Below are 18,602 nucleotides of genomic sequence, written 5' to 3'. Positions count from 1 at the left end.
ACGATGCGGGTGCCGTCGGCCAGCCAGTCGCCGGCGGGCTCACGCAACGCATCCACGAGGGCGTGCTCGCCCGCGGCTTCGAAGGGGTGCGGCCCGCGCACGGCTTCGCCTTCGCCCGGCTCGCCCCGGACGGCGCCACGGTCACCGACCTCGCCGCCCATCTCGGGGTGACCAAGCAGGCCGCGAGCCAGCTCGTCGACGACATGGTGCGCAAGGGGTACGCCGAGCGGCGGCCGCACCCCGAGGACGCGCGGGCGCGGCTGGTCGTGCTGACCGAGCGGGGGTGGGCCTGCACCCGGGCCGCGGAGGAGGCGGCCGCGGAAGCCGTGCGGGAGTGGGGAGACCTGCTGGGGGAGCGGGAAGTGCGCTCGCTGGGCCGGCAGTTGCTGCGCATCGCACCGCACGGGCCCATCCGGCCTGCCTGGTGAAGGCGTGTCGGCCGGAGTCGCGCGCGCCCGATACCACTGCGAGTTTTTACTGACGCGTAACTTCCCAGTTTGACTACTCGCCCGTAACTTGACGAGTGAACAGCATCCTCGTGATCCGGATCACAGGGCACCGTGCCGTCGCATCCCCCTTGAGCCGCAAGGAGATCACCCGATGCTGCCCTGGAAGCGAGTGCTCAGACCCCTGTCCGCGCTGCTGCTGACCGCCGCCGCCCTCACCGTCCCCGCCACCACCGCCCAGGCCGCCGGCGCCCCGAGCTCCGGCTGGAACGACTACTCCTGCAAGCCGTCCGCCGCCCACCCCCGCCCCGTCGTCCTCGTCCACGGCACCCTGGGGAACTCCGTCGACAACTGGCTGGGCCTCGCCCCCTACCTGAAGGTCCGCGGCTACTGCGTCTTCTCCCTCGACTACGGCCAGCTGGAGGGCGTCCCCTTCTTCCACGGCCTCGGACCCGCCGAGAAGTCCGCCGGACAGCTGAAGGACTTCGTCGACAAGGTGCTCGCCGCGACCGGAGCCGCCGAGACCGACGTCGTCGGGCACTCGCAGGGCGGCATGATGCCCCGCTACTACCTGAAGTTCCTCGGCGGAGCCGCCAAGGTGAACGCCCTGGTCGGCATCGCGCCCAGCAACCACGGCACCGACCTGAACGGATTCACCAAGCTGCTGCCCTACTTCCCGGGCGCGGCGGACCTGCTGTCGAAGAACACCCCCGCCCTCGCCGACCAGGTCACCGGCTCCGCCTTCCTCAGCAAGCTCAACGCGGGCGGCGACACCGTGCCCGGCGTGCGGTACACCGTCATCGCCACCAAGTACGACGAGGTGGTCACGCCGTGGCGCAGTCAGTACCTGAACGGGCCGGACGTGCGCAACGTCCTGCTCCAGGACCTGTGCTCCGTCGACCTGTCCGAGCACGTGGCCGTCGGGCTGCTGGACCGGGTCGTCTTCCACGAGGTGGCCAACGCCCTCGATCCGGGGCGGGCCAAACCCACCACCTGTCTGTCGGCCTTCGAATGACACGTGTCACCCGTTGGCGTGTCGTCCGTTGACACGTGCCAGGGAAACGTTTCGGGGCCTGTCCGGCCTGAGCCGCCGGACAGGCCCCGGGTCGTGGGGCGGTGAGGGTCAGCGGCGCTGGGGGCCGCCGCTCACCGGCCGGCGCCTGGCCGACAGGAACAGCGCCGAGGCGCCCAGGGCCAGCGCCGCCGCGCCGCCGATCGCGACATACGGGGTGGTGCTGTCACCGCCGGTCTCGGCGAGGTTCTCCGTGGCACCGGCCGCCTCGGGCCGGTTGTTTGTGGGTGCGGCGGCCTTCGGCCGGTTCGGCGTGTTCTCCTTCGGAGCCGCGGCCGGCTCGGCCGAGGTGCTGGGGTCGTTGTCGCCGTGCCCGTGGTGCTCGACGGTCGACTTGGCGTTGCCGTCCTTGATCTGCTTCTCGCTGGGAGCGGAGGCGGACGGGGCCGGAGCGGCGCCGCCTGCCGCATTGCCGGCGCCGCCTGTCGCGCCGCCGCCGAAGCTGACGTCCGAGCAGGAGTAGAACGCTTCCGGGCTGTCCGACCGCTGCCAGACCGCGTACAGCAGGTGCTTGCCGGAGCGCTGGGGCAGGGCGCCGGAGAAGGTGTAGAAACCACCGGCCGCGGCCGGGTCGGTGGACGTCGCGACCGGCTTCGCGAGATCCAGGTCCTTCCAGGCGAGCGGCTTGGCCGGGTCGTAGCCGGGCTTGGTGATGTAGACCTTGAAGGTGCCCTTGTGAGGGGCCGTCACGCGGTACTTGAAGGTGTGCGAGCCGCTGCGGACGCCGGTCGCGGGCCAGTCGGCGCGGGGGAGGTCGAGCCCCTTGAACTCGGCGTTGTTCGCGCTGCACAGCTTGCCGTCCGGTATGAGCTGCTGGTGCCGACCGCCCGCGTCGCCGATGCGGATGCCGTTCCAGTCGTAGAGGGCCTGGGTGCCGCCCGCCGCGACAGCCGCCGTGCACGCGGCCGACTTCGGGCTCTCGGGACCCTCGGCGTAGCACTGCGAGACCCGGCTGACCGGGTCGCCCATCGAACCGTGCGCGGCGGCCGGGGCGGCGGTCAGCGCGGTCAGGGCGAGCGGGAGGCTGCCGAGGGCTGCGACGGTGGCCACCTGGCGTCGTGCGGGCATGCGGGAACTCCTCGAACAGTTCATGGGACAGGTCCGGGCCCGGGTGGGCCGGATCCCGTGGGGTGCTCCGAAGCTAGCCCGTGAGAACCGTGAAATCGCCTGCTGAGGGCGGGTGGAGGAGATCCTTATGGCCCGCTTAAGGGAGTGTTCGGACTGGCATCAGGTAGGTACCGTCGCGGCATGGCAGACGAGGACATCCGGCCGGCCGGGGCCGCCGACGTACCGGTCGTCGCGGACGTGATCGACGCGGCCTTCCGCCCCTGCATCGCGCGCATCGGGCGGGTGCCGCAGCCCATGGAAGAGGACCACACGGCGAACGTGGCCGCGGGCAAGGTGTTCGTGACGGGCGATCCCGTGACCGGGCTCGTCGTGGTCGAGGCGTTCGCGGACCATCTCTTCCTCGACACCATCGCCGTCCACCCCTGCGCGCACGGCGGGGGAGTGGGGCGGCGGCTGCTGCGGTTCGTGGACGCACACGCGCGTGCGCTCGGGCGGCCCGAGGCCAGGCTCTACACGAACGCGCTGATGTGGGAGAACCAGCAGATCTATCCGAGATACGGCTACGAACTGGTGGATCGTCGCGTGGACGGGCCCTACGACCGCGTCCACTACCGCAAGAGGCTGCTCTGAGGAGTGCGTCTCATGATCGGCACCGGCCGTTCAGGCGTCCGGCCACCAGATGCGGGCGATGTCCCTGCGGACCTCCGGGCGCCCCGCGAGGCACTCGTCGGCCTCTTCACGGACCCGGCGGACATCCGTCTTCTTCAGGGGCTTCTGCACGGTCACACGGCGCATGGCTGCCTCCTTGAGGGTCTACCGGGTTCCGCGTTCTCACGGAGGTAGACCTTTCGGGGGAGAGTTGCTCATCGCTCCCGGTCTGTCAGTGGCGGCAGTCACGATTCGAGTGTCAGTGGCGGGTGTCACTCTTGGGCCCATGACGAACGTGGACTGGGACTCCGAGGCCGCCTCCTTCGACGCGGAGCCGGACCACGGCCTGCGTGACCCCGAGGTGCGCCGCGCCTGGGCCGCGCGGCTGCGCGGCTGGCTGCCCGGGCGGGCGGGAGACGTCCTCGATCTCGGCTGCGGCACCGGCAGCCTGTCACTCCTCGCGTCCGAGCAGGGTCACCGGGTGACGGGCGTGGACCTCTCCCCGGCCATGGTGACGCTCGCCCGGGAGAAGCTCGCCGGGCGCGACGCGGTGTTCCTCGTGGGGGACGCCGCGTCACCGCCGGTCGGGGAGCAGCGCTTCGACACCGTGCTCGTCCGGCACGTCCTGTGGGCCCTGCCGGGCCCCGGCCGCGCTCTGCGGCACTGGCGCGGGCTGCTGCGGCCGGGCGGGCGGCTCGTGCTGGTCGAGGGCGTGTGGGGCGGCATCGAGCCGGATGGCATACCCGCCGAGTGGCTCACCGCACTGCTCGAGCCGATCGCCTCACCGGTGCGGGTGGAGCGGCTCTCGGACGACCCGCTGCTGTGGGGCGGGGAGGTGACGGACGAGCGGTACGCGGTGGTCGCCGAGATCCGCCCGTCAGGCCAGGAGCGCGGTGAACCCGCCGCTGCGGGCCAGTGACTCCAGCTCGTCGAGCGCGGCCAGGGCGGCCCGCGCCGCCTCCGGATCCGACGCGCCGAGGCCGCTCTCGGCGAACTCGTCCTCGTCCAGGCGCCGTACGTCCGTGCCGTCCGCGGAGCGCCACAGGTCCAGGTCGAGATCCTCCACGACCAGTTCCGGACCGGAGCGCCGCGCCGGGCGGGTGACGTCGCAGTACCAGCCCTTCAGCGCGCCCGTGGCGGAGCGGACCTCCTTCACCGAGTACCAGCGGTGGCGCCAGTAGTACTCCGTGAAGACGTCCCCGGGCTCGAAGCGCACGAACCCGAAGTCGCGGACGCCGGAGCCCGCCCAGGGTGCGCGGACCGCCACGCGCGTCCCGTCGTCCGCCAGCAGCTCACCGGCGTAACGGATCTTCGTACGGCCGGCCTTGACGAGCACGACCTCCAGCCGCGCGGGCAGGTCAGCCGAGTTCGCGGACATAGCGCACCTCCTTCGCGCAGATCTCGTAGCCGAACCACTTGTTGATGGCGATCATCGGCTCGTTGCCGGTGTCGTTGCCGGTGAACGCCTCCGTGCATCCCGCCGCGCGGGCGCGGTGCAGGGAGTCGTTCTTGGCGAGCTTCGCCAGGCCCCGGCCGCGGAACTCCCGGGCGGTGCCGGTCATGGCCGTGGCATAGCGGGACGCGCCGTCGGTGTACGCCACGCTGAACGCGGCGGGCCGGCCGTCGACGACCGCGACCGTGGTCAGATCGCGGTTCAGGAGCGGGTGCTTCCAGTGCTCCTCGACCCAGGCCTCGTAGTCGGTGAACTCGACGTCGATGTCGCTCGGTTCGTCCGACGACGTCGCCGCGTCCAGTTCGAACATCGGGCGCGGGTCGTCCGCGAAGTCGGCGGCCGTGCGCAGCTCGACGCCGGAGGGGACGTCCGCTCGGGGCGGCAGCGTGCCCGCCGCCAGGTCCAGGCGCAGGAACCAGGCGGAGCGGCTGGCCCGGAAGCCGTGCCGCTCGGCGAAGGCGCGGTTGTCCGGCTCGTCCAGCACCCAGGTGAACAGCTTCGTGACGCCCAGGCGCCCCAGGCGCTCCTCGGCGGTGCGCAGCAGGAGCGAACCGGCGCCGCGGTTCCTGCGGTCGGGGCGCACATAGATGGTGGCCGAGCCCTGGCCCGGTTCGGTGCTGTCGTGGGCGACGCTGATCTGGGCGGTGCCGACGATCTCGCCGTCCTCCTCGGCGACGAGCTGCCCGAAGTGGGCGTCGGGGTGGACGTGCGTCAGGGTGTGCACCACGGACTCGGGTGTGGAGAGCATGTACGGCAGGGCGAGGCGGCGGGTGTCGGAGAACCCCTCGGCATCGGCTCGGACGCCGGGGCGCAGGTCGCGCACGATCACGGTCATGGAGGCGCACGCTACGCGTGGAGCCGACCGGGGTGCCTCTCATTTTCCGCCGGGTGCGCGACAATCGGCCTGTGACCTTGAAGATCGACATCGACGACAGTGCCCCGCCCTACGAGCAGGTGCGGGCGCGGATCTCCGAGCAGGCACGGTCGGGTGCGCTGCCGGTGGGCTACCGCCTGCCGACCGTGCGAGGGCTGGCCGAGTCGCTGGGCCTCGCCGCGAACACGGTCGCCAAGGCGTACCGGGCGCTGGAGGCGGACGGGGTGATCGAGACGCGAGGTCGCAACGGCACGTTCGTGGCTGCAGCCGGCTCGGCGGCGGACCGCGAGCTGGCGAGCGCGGCGCAGGCCTACGTGGAGCGGGCCCGGCGGCTCGGGCTCACGGAGGCCGATGCGCTGGCAGCGGTACGGGACGCCCTGCGGGCGGCATACGGGGAGTAGGGCGTCGGGCTGCTGGTCGGGCCGGGCTGTCGTCCGGGTGCGGGCCGGTGGGGCTGCTCGCGCGGTTCCCCGCGCCCCCAGGGCGATGCCCGTGAGGAGCGCGGGGAAGTGCGCGACCGGCCAGGACTGCGCCGCGGTCGGCTTACGGCCTTCCGCCGCACACCAGTCGTGGCGAAGGTCCGGGGTTCAGCCGGCGCGTGCCAGATGCTCGGGTGTCCGCGTGATGTCGAGCCCCGCAGACCTCCCCGCCCGCGCGAACGCCATCGCGTCCTCCACCGCCGCGCCGCCCGGGTCGTTGTTGAAGTACGCGTGGACGTCCTCGCCGCCCGACCACGTTGTGGCGATGCGGTCGAGCCAGGTGGCCAGCGAGCGGCGGCCGTAGCGGGGCCAGGGCTGGGCGCGGCCCTGGTGGAAGCGGACATAGCCCCAGTCGGTGGTGCGCCACAGGGGGGTCGCCGGGCGGGCCAGGATGTCGGCCCAGCACAGGGCGGCGCGCCGGGACTCCAGGACGCGGCGGACCTCCGGTGTCCACCAGGAGTCGTGGCGCGGCTCGACCGCGACCCGAGTCGAGGCCGGGAAGCAGGCCAGGCACGCGTCCAGCAGGCCCGGGTCGGCGCGCAGCGTGGGCGGCAGCTGGAGCAGGACCGGGCCGAGCCGGTCGCCGAGGCCCGCCGCGTGGCTCATCAGGCGGTGCACCGGCTCCTCGGGATCCTTGAGCCGCTTGATGTGCGTCAGATAGCGGCTCGCCTTGACCGCCACGACGAAGTCCCCGGGCACCCGCCCCCGCCAGTCCTCGAACGTCTCGCGCGCGGGCAGCCGGTAGAAGGCGTTGTTGATCTCGACGGTGGCGAAGTGCCGCGTGTACGCCTCGAGCCAGAGCCGCATCGGCAGCCCGGAGGGGTACAGGACGTCCCGCCAGTCCTTGTACTGCCACCCGGACGTGCCGACGAACAGGGTCATACACCCATCAAAACACCGGCGGGCGGGGACCTCCTACAGATACAGGCCCGCGTCGACGCCCCCGCGCGGCTCCGGCAGGGACGTCGGGGATGTGCCCCGGCGCAGCGCGTACAGCTCCGCCAGCGTCGCGCCCTCACGGCCGACGCCGTCCTCCCGGCCCAGCCAGTTCACCGCCTCGTTGCGGGTCAGCGGACCGACCTCGATCCGGGCGAGGCAGCGGCCCGGGCGGACCACGGCCGGGTGCAGGCGCTCCAGGTCCTCGTTGGTCGTGACGCCGACCAGGACGTTGCGGCCCTGGCCGAGCAGGCCGTCCGTCAGGTTCAGCAGCCTCGACAGGGCCTGGCCCGCCGTGTGCTTGGCCTCGCCGCGGATCAGCTCGTCACAGTCCTCCAGGAGCAGCAGCCGCCAGCGGCCCTTGCCCGTCGCGTCCTCCTCGCCGATGGCGATGTCCATGAGGTAGCCGACGTCGGAGAAGAGCCGCTCGGGGTCCAGGACGCAGTCCACCTGGCACCAGTCGCGCCAGGACCGGGCCAGCGTCCGCAGCGCCGAGGTCTTGCCGGTGCCCGGCGGCCCGTGCAGCAGCAGGAGCCGGCCCGCGATGTCCTCGGGGGTCGTCTTCATCAGACGGTCCATGGCGTCCGCCACCGGCGCGGTGTAGTTGGGCCGGACCTCGTCCCAGGTGCCCGCCGCGATCTGGCGGGTGGTGCGGTGCGGGCCGCGGCGCGGGGAGACGTACCAGAAGCCCATCGTGACGTTCTCCGGCTGGGGTTCGGGCTCGTCCGCCGCGCCGTCCGTGGCCTGGTCGAGGATCTTCTTCGCGAGGTCCTCGCCGGTCGCCGTGACCGTGACGTCGGCGCCCCGGTTCCAGCGGGAGATGAGCAGCGTCCAGCCGTCGCCCTCGGCGAGCGTCGCGCTGCGGTCGTCGTCCCGGGCGACACGCAGCACCCGGGCGCCGGGCGGCAGCAGCGTCGCACCGGACCGCACGCGGTCGATGTTCACCGCGTGGGAGAACGGCTGCTCGCCCGTCGCGAAGCGGCCGAGGAACAGCGCGTCGACGACGTCGGACGGGGAGTCGGAGTCGTCGACGTTGAGCCGGATCGGCAGCGCCTCGTGCGGGTTTCCAGACATGCCCGCCATGATCCGGCACGGGGACGCCGCGTGCACCCGGTTTCCAGGTGCACGCGGCATGTCGCCCCCGTGCAGGTCAGCCCACGGAGCGGGAGACCAGCCGGCGAGCCTGCCGGACCCTGCGGACGACGGCGTACCCCTTGGTCAGGGCACGGTCCCCGGCGAACGTACGGGCGATCGCGCGGCCCTCGACGACCCGCTCGAACTCCTCGATGTCCGTGCTGCGGCGCACCGTCACCCGCCGCAGCGCGTACGGCCCCTGCGCGCGCCGCGCGAGGCCGTTGCCGACGGCGAGGGCCTGGGCGTAGCCCGTCTCGCGCACCGCCTGCCGGACCCGGCGGCTGGAGTAGCCGTAGGGGTAGGCGAACGAGGCCGGGACGGTGCCCAGTTGGTCCGAGACGATCTCCTTGCAGTGGATCAGCTCGAACCGCAGGGTGGCGTCCAAGACCTGGTCGAGCTGCGGGTGGCTGTGGCTGTGCCCGCCGATCTCGACGCCCGCCGCCGCGAGTTCGCGCACCTGGTCCCAGTCCAGCATGGTGTCCAGGCCGCCCCCGGTGTCGTACGGCCCCCTGAGCCACCCGGTCGAGACGAACAGGGTGGCCGGGAAACCGTGCTTGGCCAGGGCGGGGAGGGCGTGCCGGTGCACGCCCTCGTAGCCGTCGTCGAAGGTGATGAGGACGGGCCGCTCGGGCAGCGCGCGGCCGGAGCGCCAGCACGCCGCCAGTCCGGCCGTGGTGACCGGCGTGAGGCCCCGGTCGGCGAGCACCGCCATCTGCTCGGCGAACGCCTCCGGGGTCACCGACAGGGCGCGGGTCGCCTCGTTCGGGTCGGTCGACACCGCGTGGTACATCAGGATCGGGACGCGGACGTCACTCACGGGCCGCCACCTCCACCTCGGGCACCCGGAACGTGGTCCCGCCCCGGCGCGCCCGGACGCTGCCGACGACGTAACCGCCCGCCGCCGTCAGCACCCCGGCCACGATCGCCCCCGCCCGGCCCGCACCGCCCGGCCGGGCCAGCAGGGCGTCCCGCAGTCCCCGGGCCACCCCGGCCGGCAGGACCCGGGTGGCGTACCGGCGCTCCGACTCCAGGCCCTTCTCGGCGCCGACGCTGCGCGCCACCAGCGCCTTGGACAGGCCCTCGGCGTAGGTGCGGGTGCGGAAATAGCGGAAGTGCTCGCGGATCTCGGGCACCCGGTGGTGGATCACCGCCCGGTCGTCGATCAGCAGTACCGCGTCGGGCCGGGCCCGGCTGAGGCGGATGCACAGTTCCGTCTCCTCGCAGCCCAGCGGGCGTTTGTCGCCGTCCCGGCCGATGCCGGTGGCGAAGCCCCCGGCCGCGTCGAAGGCGCTGCGGCGGAACGAGGCGTTGCCGCCGAGCACGTTGCGCACCCGCACCCGGCCGCGCGGCAGGCCCCGGTACGTGCAGCCCACCACCCAGTCGAACTCCTCCGGGAACCAGTCCGGCCGCCGCCCCGACGCCCAGACCGGCACCGTACGCCCGCCCACCGCCATCACCCGGTCGTCGGTGTACGCCTCGGCGAAGTGCCGCAGCCAGTCGCGCTCGGCCACGGCGTCGTCGTCGAGGAAGGCCACGATCTCGCCGCGGGCCGCGGCGATGCCGGTGTTGCGGCCGGCGGACAGGCCGCGGGGGCCCGCGTTGGCGAGCACCCGCACCACGGCGTCGTCGGAGAACTCCTTGTACTCCTTGGCCAGCCGCTCCCGCAGGGTCACGTTGTGATCGACGACCAGCAGCGTCTCCAGGGCCGGCCGCGACTGCGCGTGGACCGAGGAGACCGCGGCGAGGATGTCCTCCCAGCGGTCCTCGGTGTACGCGCAGATCACGACGGAGATGCCGGGACCGCTCAAGACACCTCTCCCCGCATCGCGTCCAGCATCGGAGACTGGGGCGAACGGCGGCGCAGCGCACGGCGGTTGGAGCGCTCCTGAAGGATCACCCGGAGCACGCGCAGTCCGTCCCGCACGGCCCGCAGATTGCTGACGCCGTGGATGCGGAGGTACTCGTGGCTCGGGATCTCCTGCACCTTCAGCCCGGCCTTGACGACCCGGATGTTCATCAGCGTCTCGACCTCGAAGCCGGTGCAGTCGAGGTCGATCTTGTCGAGGCAGTGCCGCCAGAACGCGTTGTAGCCGTAGCAGAGGTCGGTGTAGCGGGCGCCGAACTTGCGGTTGACGACCGTGCACAGCGCCCAGTTGCCGAGCTTGCGGATGAAGGTCATGTCGTCGGTGCCGCCGCCGTTGGCGAAGCGGGAGCCCTTGGCGAAGTCCGCGCCGGAGACCAGGGCGGAGACGTACGAGAGGATCTCGCCCCCGTCCGCCGAGCCGTCCGCGTCGACCATCACGATGATGTCGCCGGTGCAGGCCTGGAACCCGGTGATCAGGGCGTCGCCCTTGCCCTTGCCGCGCTGCTCGACGACCTTCACCTCGGGCCACAGCTCACGGGCCACCTGGACGGTGTTGTCGGTGGAGTTGCCGTCGACCAGGACCACTTCGTGTATCCAGTCGGGCAGGGACTTGAAGACGTACGGAAGGTTCTCCGCCTCGTTCATGGCCGGGATGACCACGCTCACCGGCGGCGCGATGGCCAGGTGCGAGGAGACGGGCCGGTACTTCCCGGCGACCGGCGGATGCTGCTCCGCGGCGGCCGGCTGCAGAACTGAGCTCATGAGTCTGGTCCCTCTCGTCCGGTGGACCGCCCCCCCAGGGCAGTCCGGATCCAATCCGGTTCGAAAGGGGGGTTCTCACTCGAGGCACGCCGAATGGAGCTGCGGGCACGCCGGGTGAGCTGGCAAAGCTGGCCGGCCGCGAAAACGGCAGCCGACCGCGCGGCACGGCCCGGTCACCACGTGCGGTCACCGAGCACGGCACCCCCCTACCGCGCCCCGCGCCGGTTCGTCGCGGTCCTTGAGCCCTCCCCTGGAGCCGCGTACTGACGGACCGATGCGGGTGAGATGTATGACGGTATTGACGATTGAACCCGTATGGCAAGACCTGGAACAGCCGCTCACGTTTTTGTTGGTTTGGCCGTTGCGTCAGACACCTTGTGCGACGCGAGTTGCACGTTCCCGTCCCATAAACATGCGTTCCCCGGAGGCGATCAGGGCCTCCGGGGAACACGTGTTCAGGTGCCGGTGCGGACGCCGGTCACTGCACGATCTGCAGCAGCCGGTTCGGCGAGCCGGAACCCGCGCTGGTGACCTTGCCGGTGACGGCGCCGTTCACCAGGGCCGTGGCGACCTGGGCCGGGGTGGACGAGGTGTGACCGGCCAGGTAGACCGCCGCCGCGCCCGCGACGTGCGGGGTCGCCATCGAGGTGCCGGAGATGGTGTTGGTCGCGGTGTCGCTGGTGTGCCAGCCGGCCGTGATGGAGGAGCCGGGCGCGAAGATGTCCAGGGCGGAGCCGTAGTTGGAGTAGCTCGCCTTGGCGTCGGTGCTGGTGGTGGCGCCGACCGTGATGGCCTCGGCGACCCGGGCGGGGGAGGACGAGGAGGCGGTGGTGCTGCTGTTGCCCGCGGCGACGGCGTACGTGACGCCGCTGGCTATGGAGTTGCGGACGGCCGTGTCCAGGGTGGCGGAGGCGCCGCCGCCGAGCGACATGTTGGCGACCGAGGGGCCGGAGTGGTTCTGCGTGACCCAGTCGATGCCCGCGATCACGCCGGCCGTGGTGCCGGAGCCGCTGTTGTTCAGCACCCGCACGCCCACGATCTTCGCCTGCTTGGCGACGCCGTAGGTCGTGCCCGCGATCGTGGTGGCCACATGGGTGCCGTGGCCGTTGCCGTCGGAGGCGTTGTTGTCGCCGTCGACCGCGTCGTAGCCGTGTGAGGCACGGCCGCTGATCTGCTGGTGGGTGATGCGCACACCGGTGTCGATCACATAGACCGTCACACCGCTGCCCGCGCTGTCCGGGTAGGTGTAGGTGCCGGACAGCGGGAGCGAGGCCTGGTCGACGCGGTCCAGGCCCCAGGGGGCGTTCGTCTGGGTGGCGGCGAGCGTGACGCGCTGGTTCTGCTCGACGGAGGCCACCGCCGGGTCGGCGGCGAGCCGCCTGGCCTCGGTGGCGGAGAGGGTGGCGGAGTAGCCGTTCAGAGCCTTGCCGAACGTCTTGTCGACCGAGCCGCCGTACTCCTTCACCAGGCTCTTGCCCGCGGCCGAGGACGCCTTCAGGCCCGCGCTCTTCTTGAGCGTGACGAGGTAGCTGTCCTTGATCGCGGTCGGGGAGCCCGCGGCGAGCACCCGGCCCTCGGCGGGTGCGGCCTGGGCGGGAACGGTGGTGAGCCCGCCCACGAGGGCGGCGGCCGCCAGCGAGGTGAGTGCGGCGAACCCGAGTCTCTTGCTGCGCAGTTGTGCCATTACGAGGGAGTCCTCCTCTAGGCGGCGCGCGCCTGGGTGGGGCGCGCGTCATGTGGGGGATGTGCGCGTGCTCGCGCACACGGGCCGGGGAGCGTCGCGTTCCGCTCCCGGCCGGAGTAAAGCGTCGGCCAACTACCGGCGTAGAACAAGGGAGTTGAGCACCCGTCAACAAATTTGTCATGTCCGCGCAACAGGGGGAGGTGGGCGCGTAACACAACCCGTCGTGAACAGGCCACGTGAAGCCGGGAAGGGCCGAAAAGACTTGGCATGGACACTTCCTGTCAACACGCGTAGCTGCTACGACGGTTATGGCAGAGATCCTGCTAAAGGGAGGTTCCATGAGACGTTCCCGACTTGTCGTCCTCGTGAGCTCGCTCCTCCTCGCCGTCGGCACCGCCCTCACCGGGGCAGCGACGGCGCAGGCGTCCTCACTCGCCGCAACTGGCGGCTATGTGGCGCTCGGTGACTCCTATTCCTCGGGAGTCGGAGCCGGCAGCTACATCAGTTCCAGCGGCGACTGCAAGCGCAGCACCAAGGCCTATCCCTACCTCTGGGCCGCCGCCCACTCACCCTCGACCTTCGACTTCACCGCCTGCTCGGGCGCCCGAACGGGTGATGTTCTGGCGAGTCAGCTCACCCCGCTCAGCGCCTCCACCGCCCTCGTCTCGATCAGCGTCGGCGGCAACGACGCCGGATTCGCCGACGTCATGACGACCTGCGTGACCCAGTCCGACAGCTCCTGCGTCGCCCGCATCAACACCGCCCGCGCGTACGTCGACTCCACGCTGCCCGGCAAGCTCGACGGCGTGTACTCGGCCATCCGCTCCAAGGCCCCCGCCGCCCGGGTCGTCGTCCTCGGCTACCCCCGCTTCTACAAGCTCGGCGCCACCTGCCTCGGTCTGTCCGAGACCAAGCGCAAGGCCATCAACGACGCCTCCGACCACCTCAACACCGCCATCGCCAAGCGCGCCGCGAACCACGGCTTCGCCTTCGGCGACGTACGCACCGCGTTCACCGGCCACGAGATCTGCTCCGGCGACTCCTGGCTGCACAGCGTCAGCTGGCTGAACATCGGCGAGTCGTACCACCCGAAGGCACCCGGCCAGTCGGGCGGCTATCTGCCCGTGCTCAACAGCAACGACTGACCGCTCAGCCGGAGTCCGGATCCGCATTCGACTCCGGATCCGAGCCCGGGTCCGGATCCGTACCGGAGGGAGAAGGGGAGGCCCCGCCCGTCGGGGTCTCCGTCTCGCACGCCACCGAGAACGGCACCGACTCGGACGTCGTCCGCACCGGCTCGCGCACCTCCACGCTGATCTCGTTCTCGAACGTCCCGCTCTCCTCCTCGGTCGTCACCCGCACGGTGTCCCGCTTCGAACGGCCGCCGCCCTCCGCGAACGACAGCGTCTTCCAGCCCCCGTCGAGGACCTGGCCGTCCTGGGTCACCCAGCGGTAGCTCACCTCGGCCGGCAACCGGCCCACCGTGAGCGTCGCCGTGAACTCGGGCGCCTGGGCGTTCGGCGGCGGACACGGGCCCGCATAATCCGTACGCCTGCCCTGCAGGGCGACCCGCACCGACTGCGGCGGCGGACTGCTCTCCTTCGACTCGCTCGGGGTCGGCGACGGGCTGGACTTCTCCTTCCCGGTGCTGCGCGGCGGGCCTTTGGTCGCCGTGGGCGTACCGTCCCCGGCGCCCTGGTCGTTGCCGTCGGAACCGTCCCCGTTGTTCAGCAGCGCGTACGTCAGCCCGCCCACCGCGAGCGCCAGCGCGATCACACCCGCGACCAGCACCCGCCCGGTCCTGCGCTCCCCGTCCCGGCCGGCGGCCGTCGTGGTCGCGGTCGACCCGGACGCCGCCGGACGGCCGGGGAACGGCATCGGGGGCGTGGGAGCGGGCTCGGGGTGGCCCACGACCGCCGGCGGGAACGGAACCGCCCGCGTGGTGTCCGGACGAGCGGAACCCCCTGCGGCGACGACCCGCAGATCCTCCTCGGCCCGCTCGGGCGGCAGCCGCTGCTCCGGATCCTTGCGCAGCAGCCCCTCGATCACCGGGGCGAGCGGACCGGCCCGGTACGGAGGCGGCAACTCCTCGTCGACGATCGCCCGCAGCGTGCTCAGCGGGGTGTCGTGACGGAAGGGGGAGTGGCCCTCGACCGCCGCGTACAGCAGCACCCCGAGCGACCACAGGTCCGACTCCGGGCCCGGCGTACGGCCCAGCGCCCGCTCCGGGGCGAGGAACTCGGGCGAGCCGATGACCTCCCCGGTCATGGTCAGCGCCGAGCTGCCCTCGACCATGGCGATGCCGAAGTCGGTGAGCACGATCCGGCCGTCGTTCGAGATCAGCACGTTGGCCGGCTTCACGTCGCGGTGCAGCACCCCGGCCTCGTGCGCGGAACGCAGCGCGGCCAGCACCTCGGCGCCGATGTGCGCGGCGCGCTGCGGCGCCATCGGGCCCTCGGCGTCGAGGACCTCGGCCAGGGAGAGGCCGCGGACCAGTTCCATGACGATCCACGGCCGGCCGTCGTCCGTGGCCACGTCGTACACGGTCACCACGTTGCGGTTGGCGACCCGGGCCGCCGCCCACGCCTCCCGCTCCAGCCGCGCGTACATCCGCTGCACGTCGTCGCCCGCCAGGCCGGACGGGGCGCGCACCTCCTTGACGGCGACCTCGCGGTGCAGCACCTCGTCGCGGGCGCGCCACACCGTTCCCATGCCGCCCTCGCCCAGCGGTGCCAGGAGCCGGTAGCGGCCCGCGATCACACGCTCATGGCCCGGTTCTTCGAACACGGCGCCCCCATTCGCAGCCGGGCGAAATCTTCATGGGGTGTGTCTTCCCCATGAGGTCGGTTTTCCTCACGACGTCCGCTTTCTCCTGACGCCCGATGTCTCACGAACGTAACTCAGCCGAGTGCGGATGCCGCCCCCTTGAACACCAGTCCGGCGCCGAGAACCACCACGGCGAAGGCCGAACCGAGCGGTGCGGTGCGGCGCACCAGGGCCGCCATCGGGCCCCCCGTCCAGCGGGGGCGCCGGTCCAGGAGCCGGGTCATGCCGCTGCCCGCCTTGACGACGGCGTACCCGGCGGCCGTGAGGGTGAGCGCCAGCCCGACGCCGTACGCGACGACGAGGAGCAGACCGAACCAGGCCTGCCCGAGGGCGGCGGCGCCGACCAGCACCACCACCGCCGACGGGCTGGGCACGAGCCCGCCAGCGAAGCCCATGAGGATCGTGCCGCGCAGGGTGGGGGCGATGGCGTGGCTGTGGGTGGAACCGCCGTGGGTGTGCTCGATCGTGTGGGGGTGGGAGTGAGGGTGGCTGTGATCGTGCGGGTGGTCGTGGTCGTGGTCGTGCTTGTGGTCGTGGTCGTGCTTGCCGTGATGGTCGTGATCGTGGGTGTGGCCGTCGTGGTCGTGGGTGTGGCTTCCGTGGCCGTGAGGGGGGCCGTGCGGATGACCGTGCGGGTGGTGGGTGTGCGCGCGGTTGCGCAGGGCGCGGCGGACCAGGCTCGCGCCCGCCAGTGTCACCAGGAGGCCGCTGGCGACGCCGAGCCAGGCGATCACCGAGGGCGCCGCCGCCGAGCCGGCCGTGACCAGCAGGCCCAGCGCGACCACGCCCAGGGTGTGCGTGATGGTCACCGAGGCGGCCATGGGCAGGACGTCCTTCATCCTCGCCTGGCCGCCCCGGGCCGCCGCCGTCGCGGCCATGATGGTCTTGCCGTGGCCCGGGGCGAGCGCGTGCATCGCACCCAGGACGACGGCGACGAGCAGTGCCAGCGCGGCGAAGCCGGCGGTGAGGTCCTGCCGGGCCACCAGGTCGTCCAGGGCACGCGTCCAGCGGTCCGCGCCGCGCGGGAGCACGGAGGCCGCGGGGGCGTCCGACTCCTCCTCGGCCAGGGCGGCGCCGCCGGGGCGCACCCGCAGGGCGGCCGACGCGGTGTCGGCCGGGGAGGACAGCAACTCCTCCGGGTAGCTCGTCAGTTCGTCCGATATCGACTTCTCAGGCACATCCGAAGCGGCGAGCGTCATACGGTCGCCCCGCGCCGTGATCTCCCGCCAGCCCGGGCCGGTCGAGGCACCCGCGCCGCGGAAGCCGAGGGACAGGGTCCTCTCGTCCGACGGGAGCGGCGCGGTCAGCTCGCACTCCACCCGGAGGGTGTCGAGCCCCGCCTGCCCGGGCCGCACGCGAGCGTGGCCGCGCTCGGCGGTGAGGGCGACCGCGCGTCCGTCGACGGACGCGCGGCTGTCCTCGGCGGCCGTGGCGCACCGCTCGCGGGCCCACATGGCGATGCCCAGCCGTTCGATGTCGGGCCCGGCCTGGGTCGCCGGGATCTCGGCGAGGTCCTCGACGTGATGGACCCGCAGCTCGCCGGGGGCCGCGACCAGGCCGTCGTAGCGGTTGACGGTGAAGTTGCCCAGCGGGTGGGCGCTCGCCGTGGCGGCGGGCAGCAGGGTGAGCGCGCAGGCGGCCGTGAGGACGGCGGCGCCGGACGCGAACAGCCGGCGCAGGGTCACCGGTTCCCCTCCAGGTCCTTGAGTGCGGTACGGGCCTCACGCGCGCCGAGCGGCGAGAAGCCGGGGTTCAGGTCCAGCGCGGCCTTCAGGTGCGTGCGGGCCTCGCGCTTGTCGCCCGTGGCGCGCTCGATGACGCCGCGGTGATAGAGGAAGACGGCGTTGCGGTAGCCGGTGGCGGTCGCCCGGCGGGCGTACGGCAGGGCCTCCTCGTCCCGGCCGTTGACGTGCAGGGCCCAGGCGAGGGCGTCCGCGGTGTGCACGCTGTGGCGGCGGTCCCACTCGGCGCGGGCGGCGCGCAGGGCCTCCTTCTCGTCGCCGTGGTCGGCGGCGGCCAGGGCCGTCTCGAGGTCGGTGTTGGCGCCGCCGGCGCGGGCGAGGGCCGTCCAGGCGTCGACGAGGGCGTACTGGTCGCCGGCCTTCGCCCGGTCGCCGTCGCCGCCGCGGTCCTCGTACAGCTCGCCGAGGGCGACGAGCGGGCCGGGCAGCGGGAACCGGGCGACGACCTGTTCCAGCCCCCGCACGGCGGCCGTCCCGTCCCCGCTCGCGGCCTGCGCGCGGGCGCGGCCCTCCAGGGCGGGCAGGTACGCGTCGTCGGCGGCGAGGGCACGGGCGTAGTGGTCGAGGGCCGTCTTGTACTCGCCCTGGTTCCAGGCGAGCTGACCGAGGCTGGTGGCGACGTACGCGACGTCGGCCGGCGCGTGCGCCGAGCCCAGGGCGCGTTCCAGCACCTCACGCGCCGTGCGGACGTCGCCGCGCAGCTCGCGCACGTACGCGTACCGCGTGAAGACGGGGATCCCGGGGCGCCTGTCGTCGGCGGTGTCGGCGGCCTTCGCGGCGTCGTCGTACCGGCCGAGTTCGACGAGGGCGTCGATCCGGGTGCACAGGGCGCGTTCGTTGTAGGGGTTCTGCTTCAGGGCCCGGTCGGCGTGGGTCAGGGCGCCGGGGAAGTCGTGCCGGGCGGCGGCGAGGGCGGCCTGCCCCGCCAGGGCCTGGTCGTTGCCGGGTTCAAGCCCGAGGGACCGCTTCAGGGCGCGCTGCGCCTGCGGATACCGGGAGGGGTCGCCCTTCGTACGGGCCTGCTCGACGTAGGCGACCCCGAGGGTGGCCCAGCTGCCGAAGTCCTTGGGCTGGGCGCGCAGATGCTTCTGCAGGGAGGCGATCCCCGCGTCGAGATCCCCCCGGGCGAGGTCGCCCGGCGACAACGCCCCGGCCGCGGAGACGGCGTCGACCCCGGCCCCGCGGTCCTGCCCGCCCCCGACCGCGATGGCCCCACCGGTCACCGCGACCGCCAGCAGCACGGCGCACCCCGTCAGATGCAGAGCCCGCCACCGCCGCCCCCCGTCGGCGGCCCGCCGCACCGCGACGATCCGCTGACCGGAGTCGGCCCCGGTCCTGTCCTCTTTCTCTTCCTTGCCCTCGGCCCCGACGCCGGCCGTGTCCTCGGCTTCGCCCTCGCCGGCCGGAGGAGGGGTGGGCGCGTCGTCACCGGCGCAGGGCTCCGGGGCCGTCGACGGCGCGTGGTCGTCGTCGGGCCTCTCCGGTGTGCTGTCGGTCGTACGCGCAGGCATGACCTCTCCTCGATCGGATGTGCGGGTGGGGGAGTGGACTCGGCGGCGCGGCCCGCGCCGTGGGGGACGGGGAACGGGCCGCTCCGGTTCGTGAGTGCGGAGC

Annotated in this window: 19 protein-coding genes; 6 read left to right on the top strand and 13 right to left on the bottom strand. The window is 72.7% G+C overall.

Annotated elements, in window-relative coordinates:
- Nucleotides 1-50: 50 nt before the first annotated feature.
- Nucleotides 51-428, top strand: a complete 378-nt coding sequence (locus HDC93_RS10740) for a MarR family winged helix-turn-helix transcriptional regulator (RefSeq protein WP_185009666.1) — start codon at nucleotides 51-53, stop codon at nucleotides 426-428.
- Nucleotides 429-600: 172 nt separating this feature from the next.
- Nucleotides 601-1,461 (top strand): triacylglycerol lipase, encoded by an 861-nt coding sequence (locus tag HDC93_RS10735; RefSeq protein ID WP_185009531.1) that lies wholly within the window; start codon nucleotides 601-603, stop codon nucleotides 1,459-1,461.
- 108 nt (nucleotides 1,462-1,569) lie between these two features.
- On the opposite strand, the gene HDC93_RS10730 is transcribed toward HDC93_RS10735, so the two are convergent.
- Nucleotides 1,570-2,586 carry a lytic polysaccharide monooxygenase gene (locus HDC93_RS10730; protein WP_185009529.1) on the bottom strand — a complete coding sequence of 339 codons (1,017 nt, stop codon included), beginning with the start codon at nucleotides 2,584-2,586 and terminating at the stop codon, nucleotides 1,570-1,572.
- 180 nt (nucleotides 2,587-2,766) lie between these two features.
- Between HDC93_RS10730 and HDC93_RS10725 the strand changes: the two genes are divergently transcribed.
- Nucleotides 2,767-3,216, top strand: a complete 450-nt coding sequence (locus tag HDC93_RS10725; protein WP_185009527.1) for a GNAT family N-acetyltransferase — start codon at nucleotides 2,767-2,769, stop codon at nucleotides 3,214-3,216.
- A gap of 30 nt (nucleotides 3,217-3,246) precedes the next feature.
- Here the strand turns inward: HDC93_RS10725 and HDC93_RS38280 are convergent, their stop codons facing one another.
- A complete protein-coding gene (locus tag HDC93_RS38280) occupies nucleotides 3,247-3,381 on the bottom strand; it encodes a hypothetical protein (RefSeq protein WP_260419511.1) in 135 nt (44 codons plus the stop codon).
- A 139-nt stretch (nucleotides 3,382-3,520) separates the two neighbouring features.
- On the opposite strand from HDC93_RS38280, the gene HDC93_RS10720 reads away from it, so the two are divergent.
- Nucleotides 3,521-4,153, top strand: a complete 633-nt coding sequence (locus tag HDC93_RS10720; RefSeq protein ID WP_185009525.1) for a bifunctional 2-polyprenyl-6-hydroxyphenol methylase/3-demethylubiquinol 3-O-methyltransferase UbiG — start codon at nucleotides 3,521-3,523, stop codon at nucleotides 4,151-4,153.
- Here HDC93_RS10720 and HDC93_RS10715 read toward each other — a convergent pair.
- Together HDC93_RS10715 and HDC93_RS10710 are read right to left on the bottom strand one after the other, a co-directional pair.
- A complete protein-coding gene (locus HDC93_RS10715; protein WP_185009523.1) occupies nucleotides 4,112-4,612 on the bottom strand; it encodes a DUF402 domain-containing protein in 501 nt (166 codons plus the stop codon). The two genes, HDC93_RS10720 and HDC93_RS10715, sit on opposite strands and share 42 nt — an antisense overlap.
- Entirely contained in the window at nucleotides 4,593-5,522 is a 930-nt protein-coding gene (locus HDC93_RS10710) for a GNAT family N-acetyltransferase (RefSeq protein ID WP_185009521.1), read from the bottom strand. Before HDC93_RS10710 ends, HDC93_RS10715 begins: the two co-directional genes overlap by 20 nt.
- A 71-nt stretch (nucleotides 5,523-5,593) precedes the next feature.
- Between HDC93_RS10710 and HDC93_RS10705 the strand changes: the two genes are divergently transcribed.
- A complete protein-coding gene (locus tag HDC93_RS10705) occupies nucleotides 5,594-5,962 on the top strand; it encodes a GntR family transcriptional regulator (RefSeq protein WP_185009519.1) in 369 nt (122 codons plus the stop codon).
- A gap of 186 nt (nucleotides 5,963-6,148) precedes the next feature.
- On the opposite strand, the gene HDC93_RS10700 is transcribed toward HDC93_RS10705, so the two are convergent.
- The 6 genes from HDC93_RS10700 to HDC93_RS10675 form a co-directional block, all read right to left on the bottom strand.
- Nucleotides 6,149-6,922 carry a DUF72 domain-containing protein gene (locus HDC93_RS10700; protein WP_185009517.1) on the bottom strand — a complete coding sequence of 258 codons (774 nt, stop codon included), beginning with the start codon at nucleotides 6,920-6,922 and terminating at the stop codon, nucleotides 6,149-6,151.
- Nucleotides 6,923-6,955: 33 nt separating this feature from the next.
- The gene (locus HDC93_RS10695; protein ID WP_185009514.1) at nucleotides 6,956-8,050 is read right to left on the bottom strand and encodes a DUF5925 domain-containing protein; all 1,095 of its coding nucleotides are present in this window, start codon (nucleotides 8,048-8,050) and stop codon (nucleotides 6,956-6,958) included.
- A gap of 76 nt (nucleotides 8,051-8,126) precedes the next feature.
- The gene (locus HDC93_RS10690; protein ID WP_185009512.1) at nucleotides 8,127-8,927 is read right to left on the bottom strand and encodes a polysaccharide deacetylase family protein; all 801 of its coding nucleotides are present in this window, start codon (nucleotides 8,925-8,927) and stop codon (nucleotides 8,127-8,129) included.
- Nucleotides 8,920-9,918: a glycosyltransferase family 2 protein gene (locus HDC93_RS10685; protein WP_185009510.1), complete on the bottom strand. Its 999-nt coding sequence runs from the start codon at nucleotides 9,916-9,918 to the stop codon at nucleotides 8,920-8,922. The genes HDC93_RS10690 and HDC93_RS10685 overlap by 8 nt, the downstream gene beginning before the upstream one ends.
- Nucleotides 9,915-10,736 carry a glycosyltransferase family 2 protein gene (locus tag HDC93_RS10680; protein ID WP_185009508.1) on the bottom strand — a complete coding sequence of 274 codons (822 nt, stop codon included), beginning with the start codon at nucleotides 10,734-10,736 and terminating at the stop codon, nucleotides 9,915-9,917. The genes HDC93_RS10685 and HDC93_RS10680 overlap by 4 nt, the downstream gene beginning before the upstream one ends.
- A 478-nt stretch (nucleotides 10,737-11,214) precedes the next feature.
- Complete coding sequence (locus HDC93_RS10675; protein ID WP_185009506.1) at nucleotides 11,215-12,420, bottom strand: S8 family peptidase; 1,206 nt, start codon at nucleotides 12,418-12,420, stop codon at nucleotides 11,215-11,217.
- A 338-nt stretch (nucleotides 12,421-12,758) separates the two neighbouring features.
- Here HDC93_RS10675 and HDC93_RS10670 point away from each other — a divergent pair, with 338 nt between their 5' ends.
- The gene (locus tag HDC93_RS10670) at nucleotides 12,759-13,565 is read left to right on the top strand and encodes an SGNH/GDSL hydrolase family protein (RefSeq protein WP_185009504.1); all 807 of its coding nucleotides are present in this window, start codon (nucleotides 12,759-12,761) and stop codon (nucleotides 13,563-13,565) included.
- A 4-nt stretch (nucleotides 13,566-13,569) separates the two neighbouring features.
- Here HDC93_RS10670 and HDC93_RS10665 read toward each other — a convergent pair whose 3' ends face one another.
- The 3 genes from HDC93_RS10665 to HDC93_RS10655 form a co-directional block, all read right to left on the bottom strand.
- On the bottom strand, nucleotides 13,570-15,207 hold the full coding sequence (locus HDC93_RS10665) for a serine/threonine-protein kinase (protein ID WP_311774530.1): 1,638 nt from the start codon (nucleotides 15,205-15,207) through the stop codon (nucleotides 13,570-13,572).
- A gap of 113 nt (nucleotides 15,208-15,320) precedes the next feature.
- Nucleotides 15,321-16,931, bottom strand: a complete 1,611-nt coding sequence (locus tag HDC93_RS10660; protein WP_185009502.1) for a nickel transporter — start codon at nucleotides 16,929-16,931, stop codon at nucleotides 15,321-15,323.
- Complete coding sequence (locus HDC93_RS10655; RefSeq protein WP_185009500.1) at nucleotides 16,928-18,499, bottom strand: lipopolysaccharide assembly protein LapB; 1,572 nt, start codon at nucleotides 18,497-18,499, stop codon at nucleotides 16,928-16,930. The genes HDC93_RS10660 and HDC93_RS10655 overlap by 4 nt, the downstream gene beginning before the upstream one ends.
- Between the last annotated feature and the right edge of the window lie 103 nt (nucleotides 18,500-18,602).

It is taken from the genome of Streptomyces sp. AK010, assembly GCF_014207295.1.
Taxonomy (GTDB): Bacteria; Actinomycetota; Actinomycetes; order Streptomycetales; family Streptomycetaceae; genus Streptomyces; species Streptomyces massasporeus.
Note: the sequence above shows the minus strand (reverse complement) of the source record. Positions and strands in the feature narration are given on the sequence as shown.

Coding starts and splice junctions, on each gene's coding strand:
- HDC93_RS10655 (WP_185009500.1), bottom strand. CDS start 18,499: ATGCCTGCGCGTACGACCGACAGCACACCGGAGAGGCCCGACGACGAC.
- HDC93_RS10710 (WP_185009521.1), bottom strand. CDS start 5,522: ATGACCGTGATCGTGCGCGACCTGCGCCCCGGCGTCCGAGCCGATGCC.
- HDC93_RS10675 (WP_185009506.1), bottom strand. CDS start 12,420: ATGGCACAACTGCGCAGCAAGAGACTCGGGTTCGCCGCACTCACCTCG.
- HDC93_RS10725 (WP_185009527.1), top strand. CDS start 2,767: ATGGCAGACGAGGACATCCGGCCGGCCGGGGCCGCCGACGTACCGGTC.
- HDC93_RS10715 (WP_185009523.1), bottom strand. CDS start 4,612: ATGTCCGCGAACTCGGCTGACCTGCCCGCGCGGCTGGAGGTCGTGCTC.
- HDC93_RS10700 (WP_185009517.1), bottom strand. CDS start 6,922: ATGACCCTGTTCGTCGGCACGTCCGGGTGGCAGTACAAGGACTGGCGG.
- HDC93_RS10735 (WP_185009531.1), top strand. CDS start 601: ATGCTGCCCTGGAAGCGAGTGCTCAGACCCCTGTCCGCGCTGCTGCTG.
- HDC93_RS10720 (WP_185009525.1), top strand. CDS start 3,521: ATGACGAACGTGGACTGGGACTCCGAGGCCGCCTCCTTCGACGCGGAG.
- HDC93_RS38280 (WP_260419511.1), bottom strand. CDS start 3,381: ATGCGCCGTGTGACCGTGCAGAAGCCCCTGAAGAAGACGGATGTCCGC.
- HDC93_RS10730 (WP_185009529.1), bottom strand. CDS start 2,586: ATGCCCGCACGACGCCAGGTGGCCACCGTCGCAGCCCTCGGCAGCCTC.
- HDC93_RS10695 (WP_185009514.1), bottom strand. CDS start 8,050: ATGTCTGGAAACCCGCACGAGGCGCTGCCGATCCGGCTCAACGTCGAC.
- HDC93_RS10670 (WP_185009504.1), top strand. CDS start 12,759: ATGAGACGTTCCCGACTTGTCGTCCTCGTGAGCTCGCTCCTCCTCGCC.
- HDC93_RS10680 (WP_185009508.1), bottom strand. CDS start 10,736: ATGAGCTCAGTTCTGCAGCCGGCCGCCGCGGAGCAGCATCCGCCGGTC.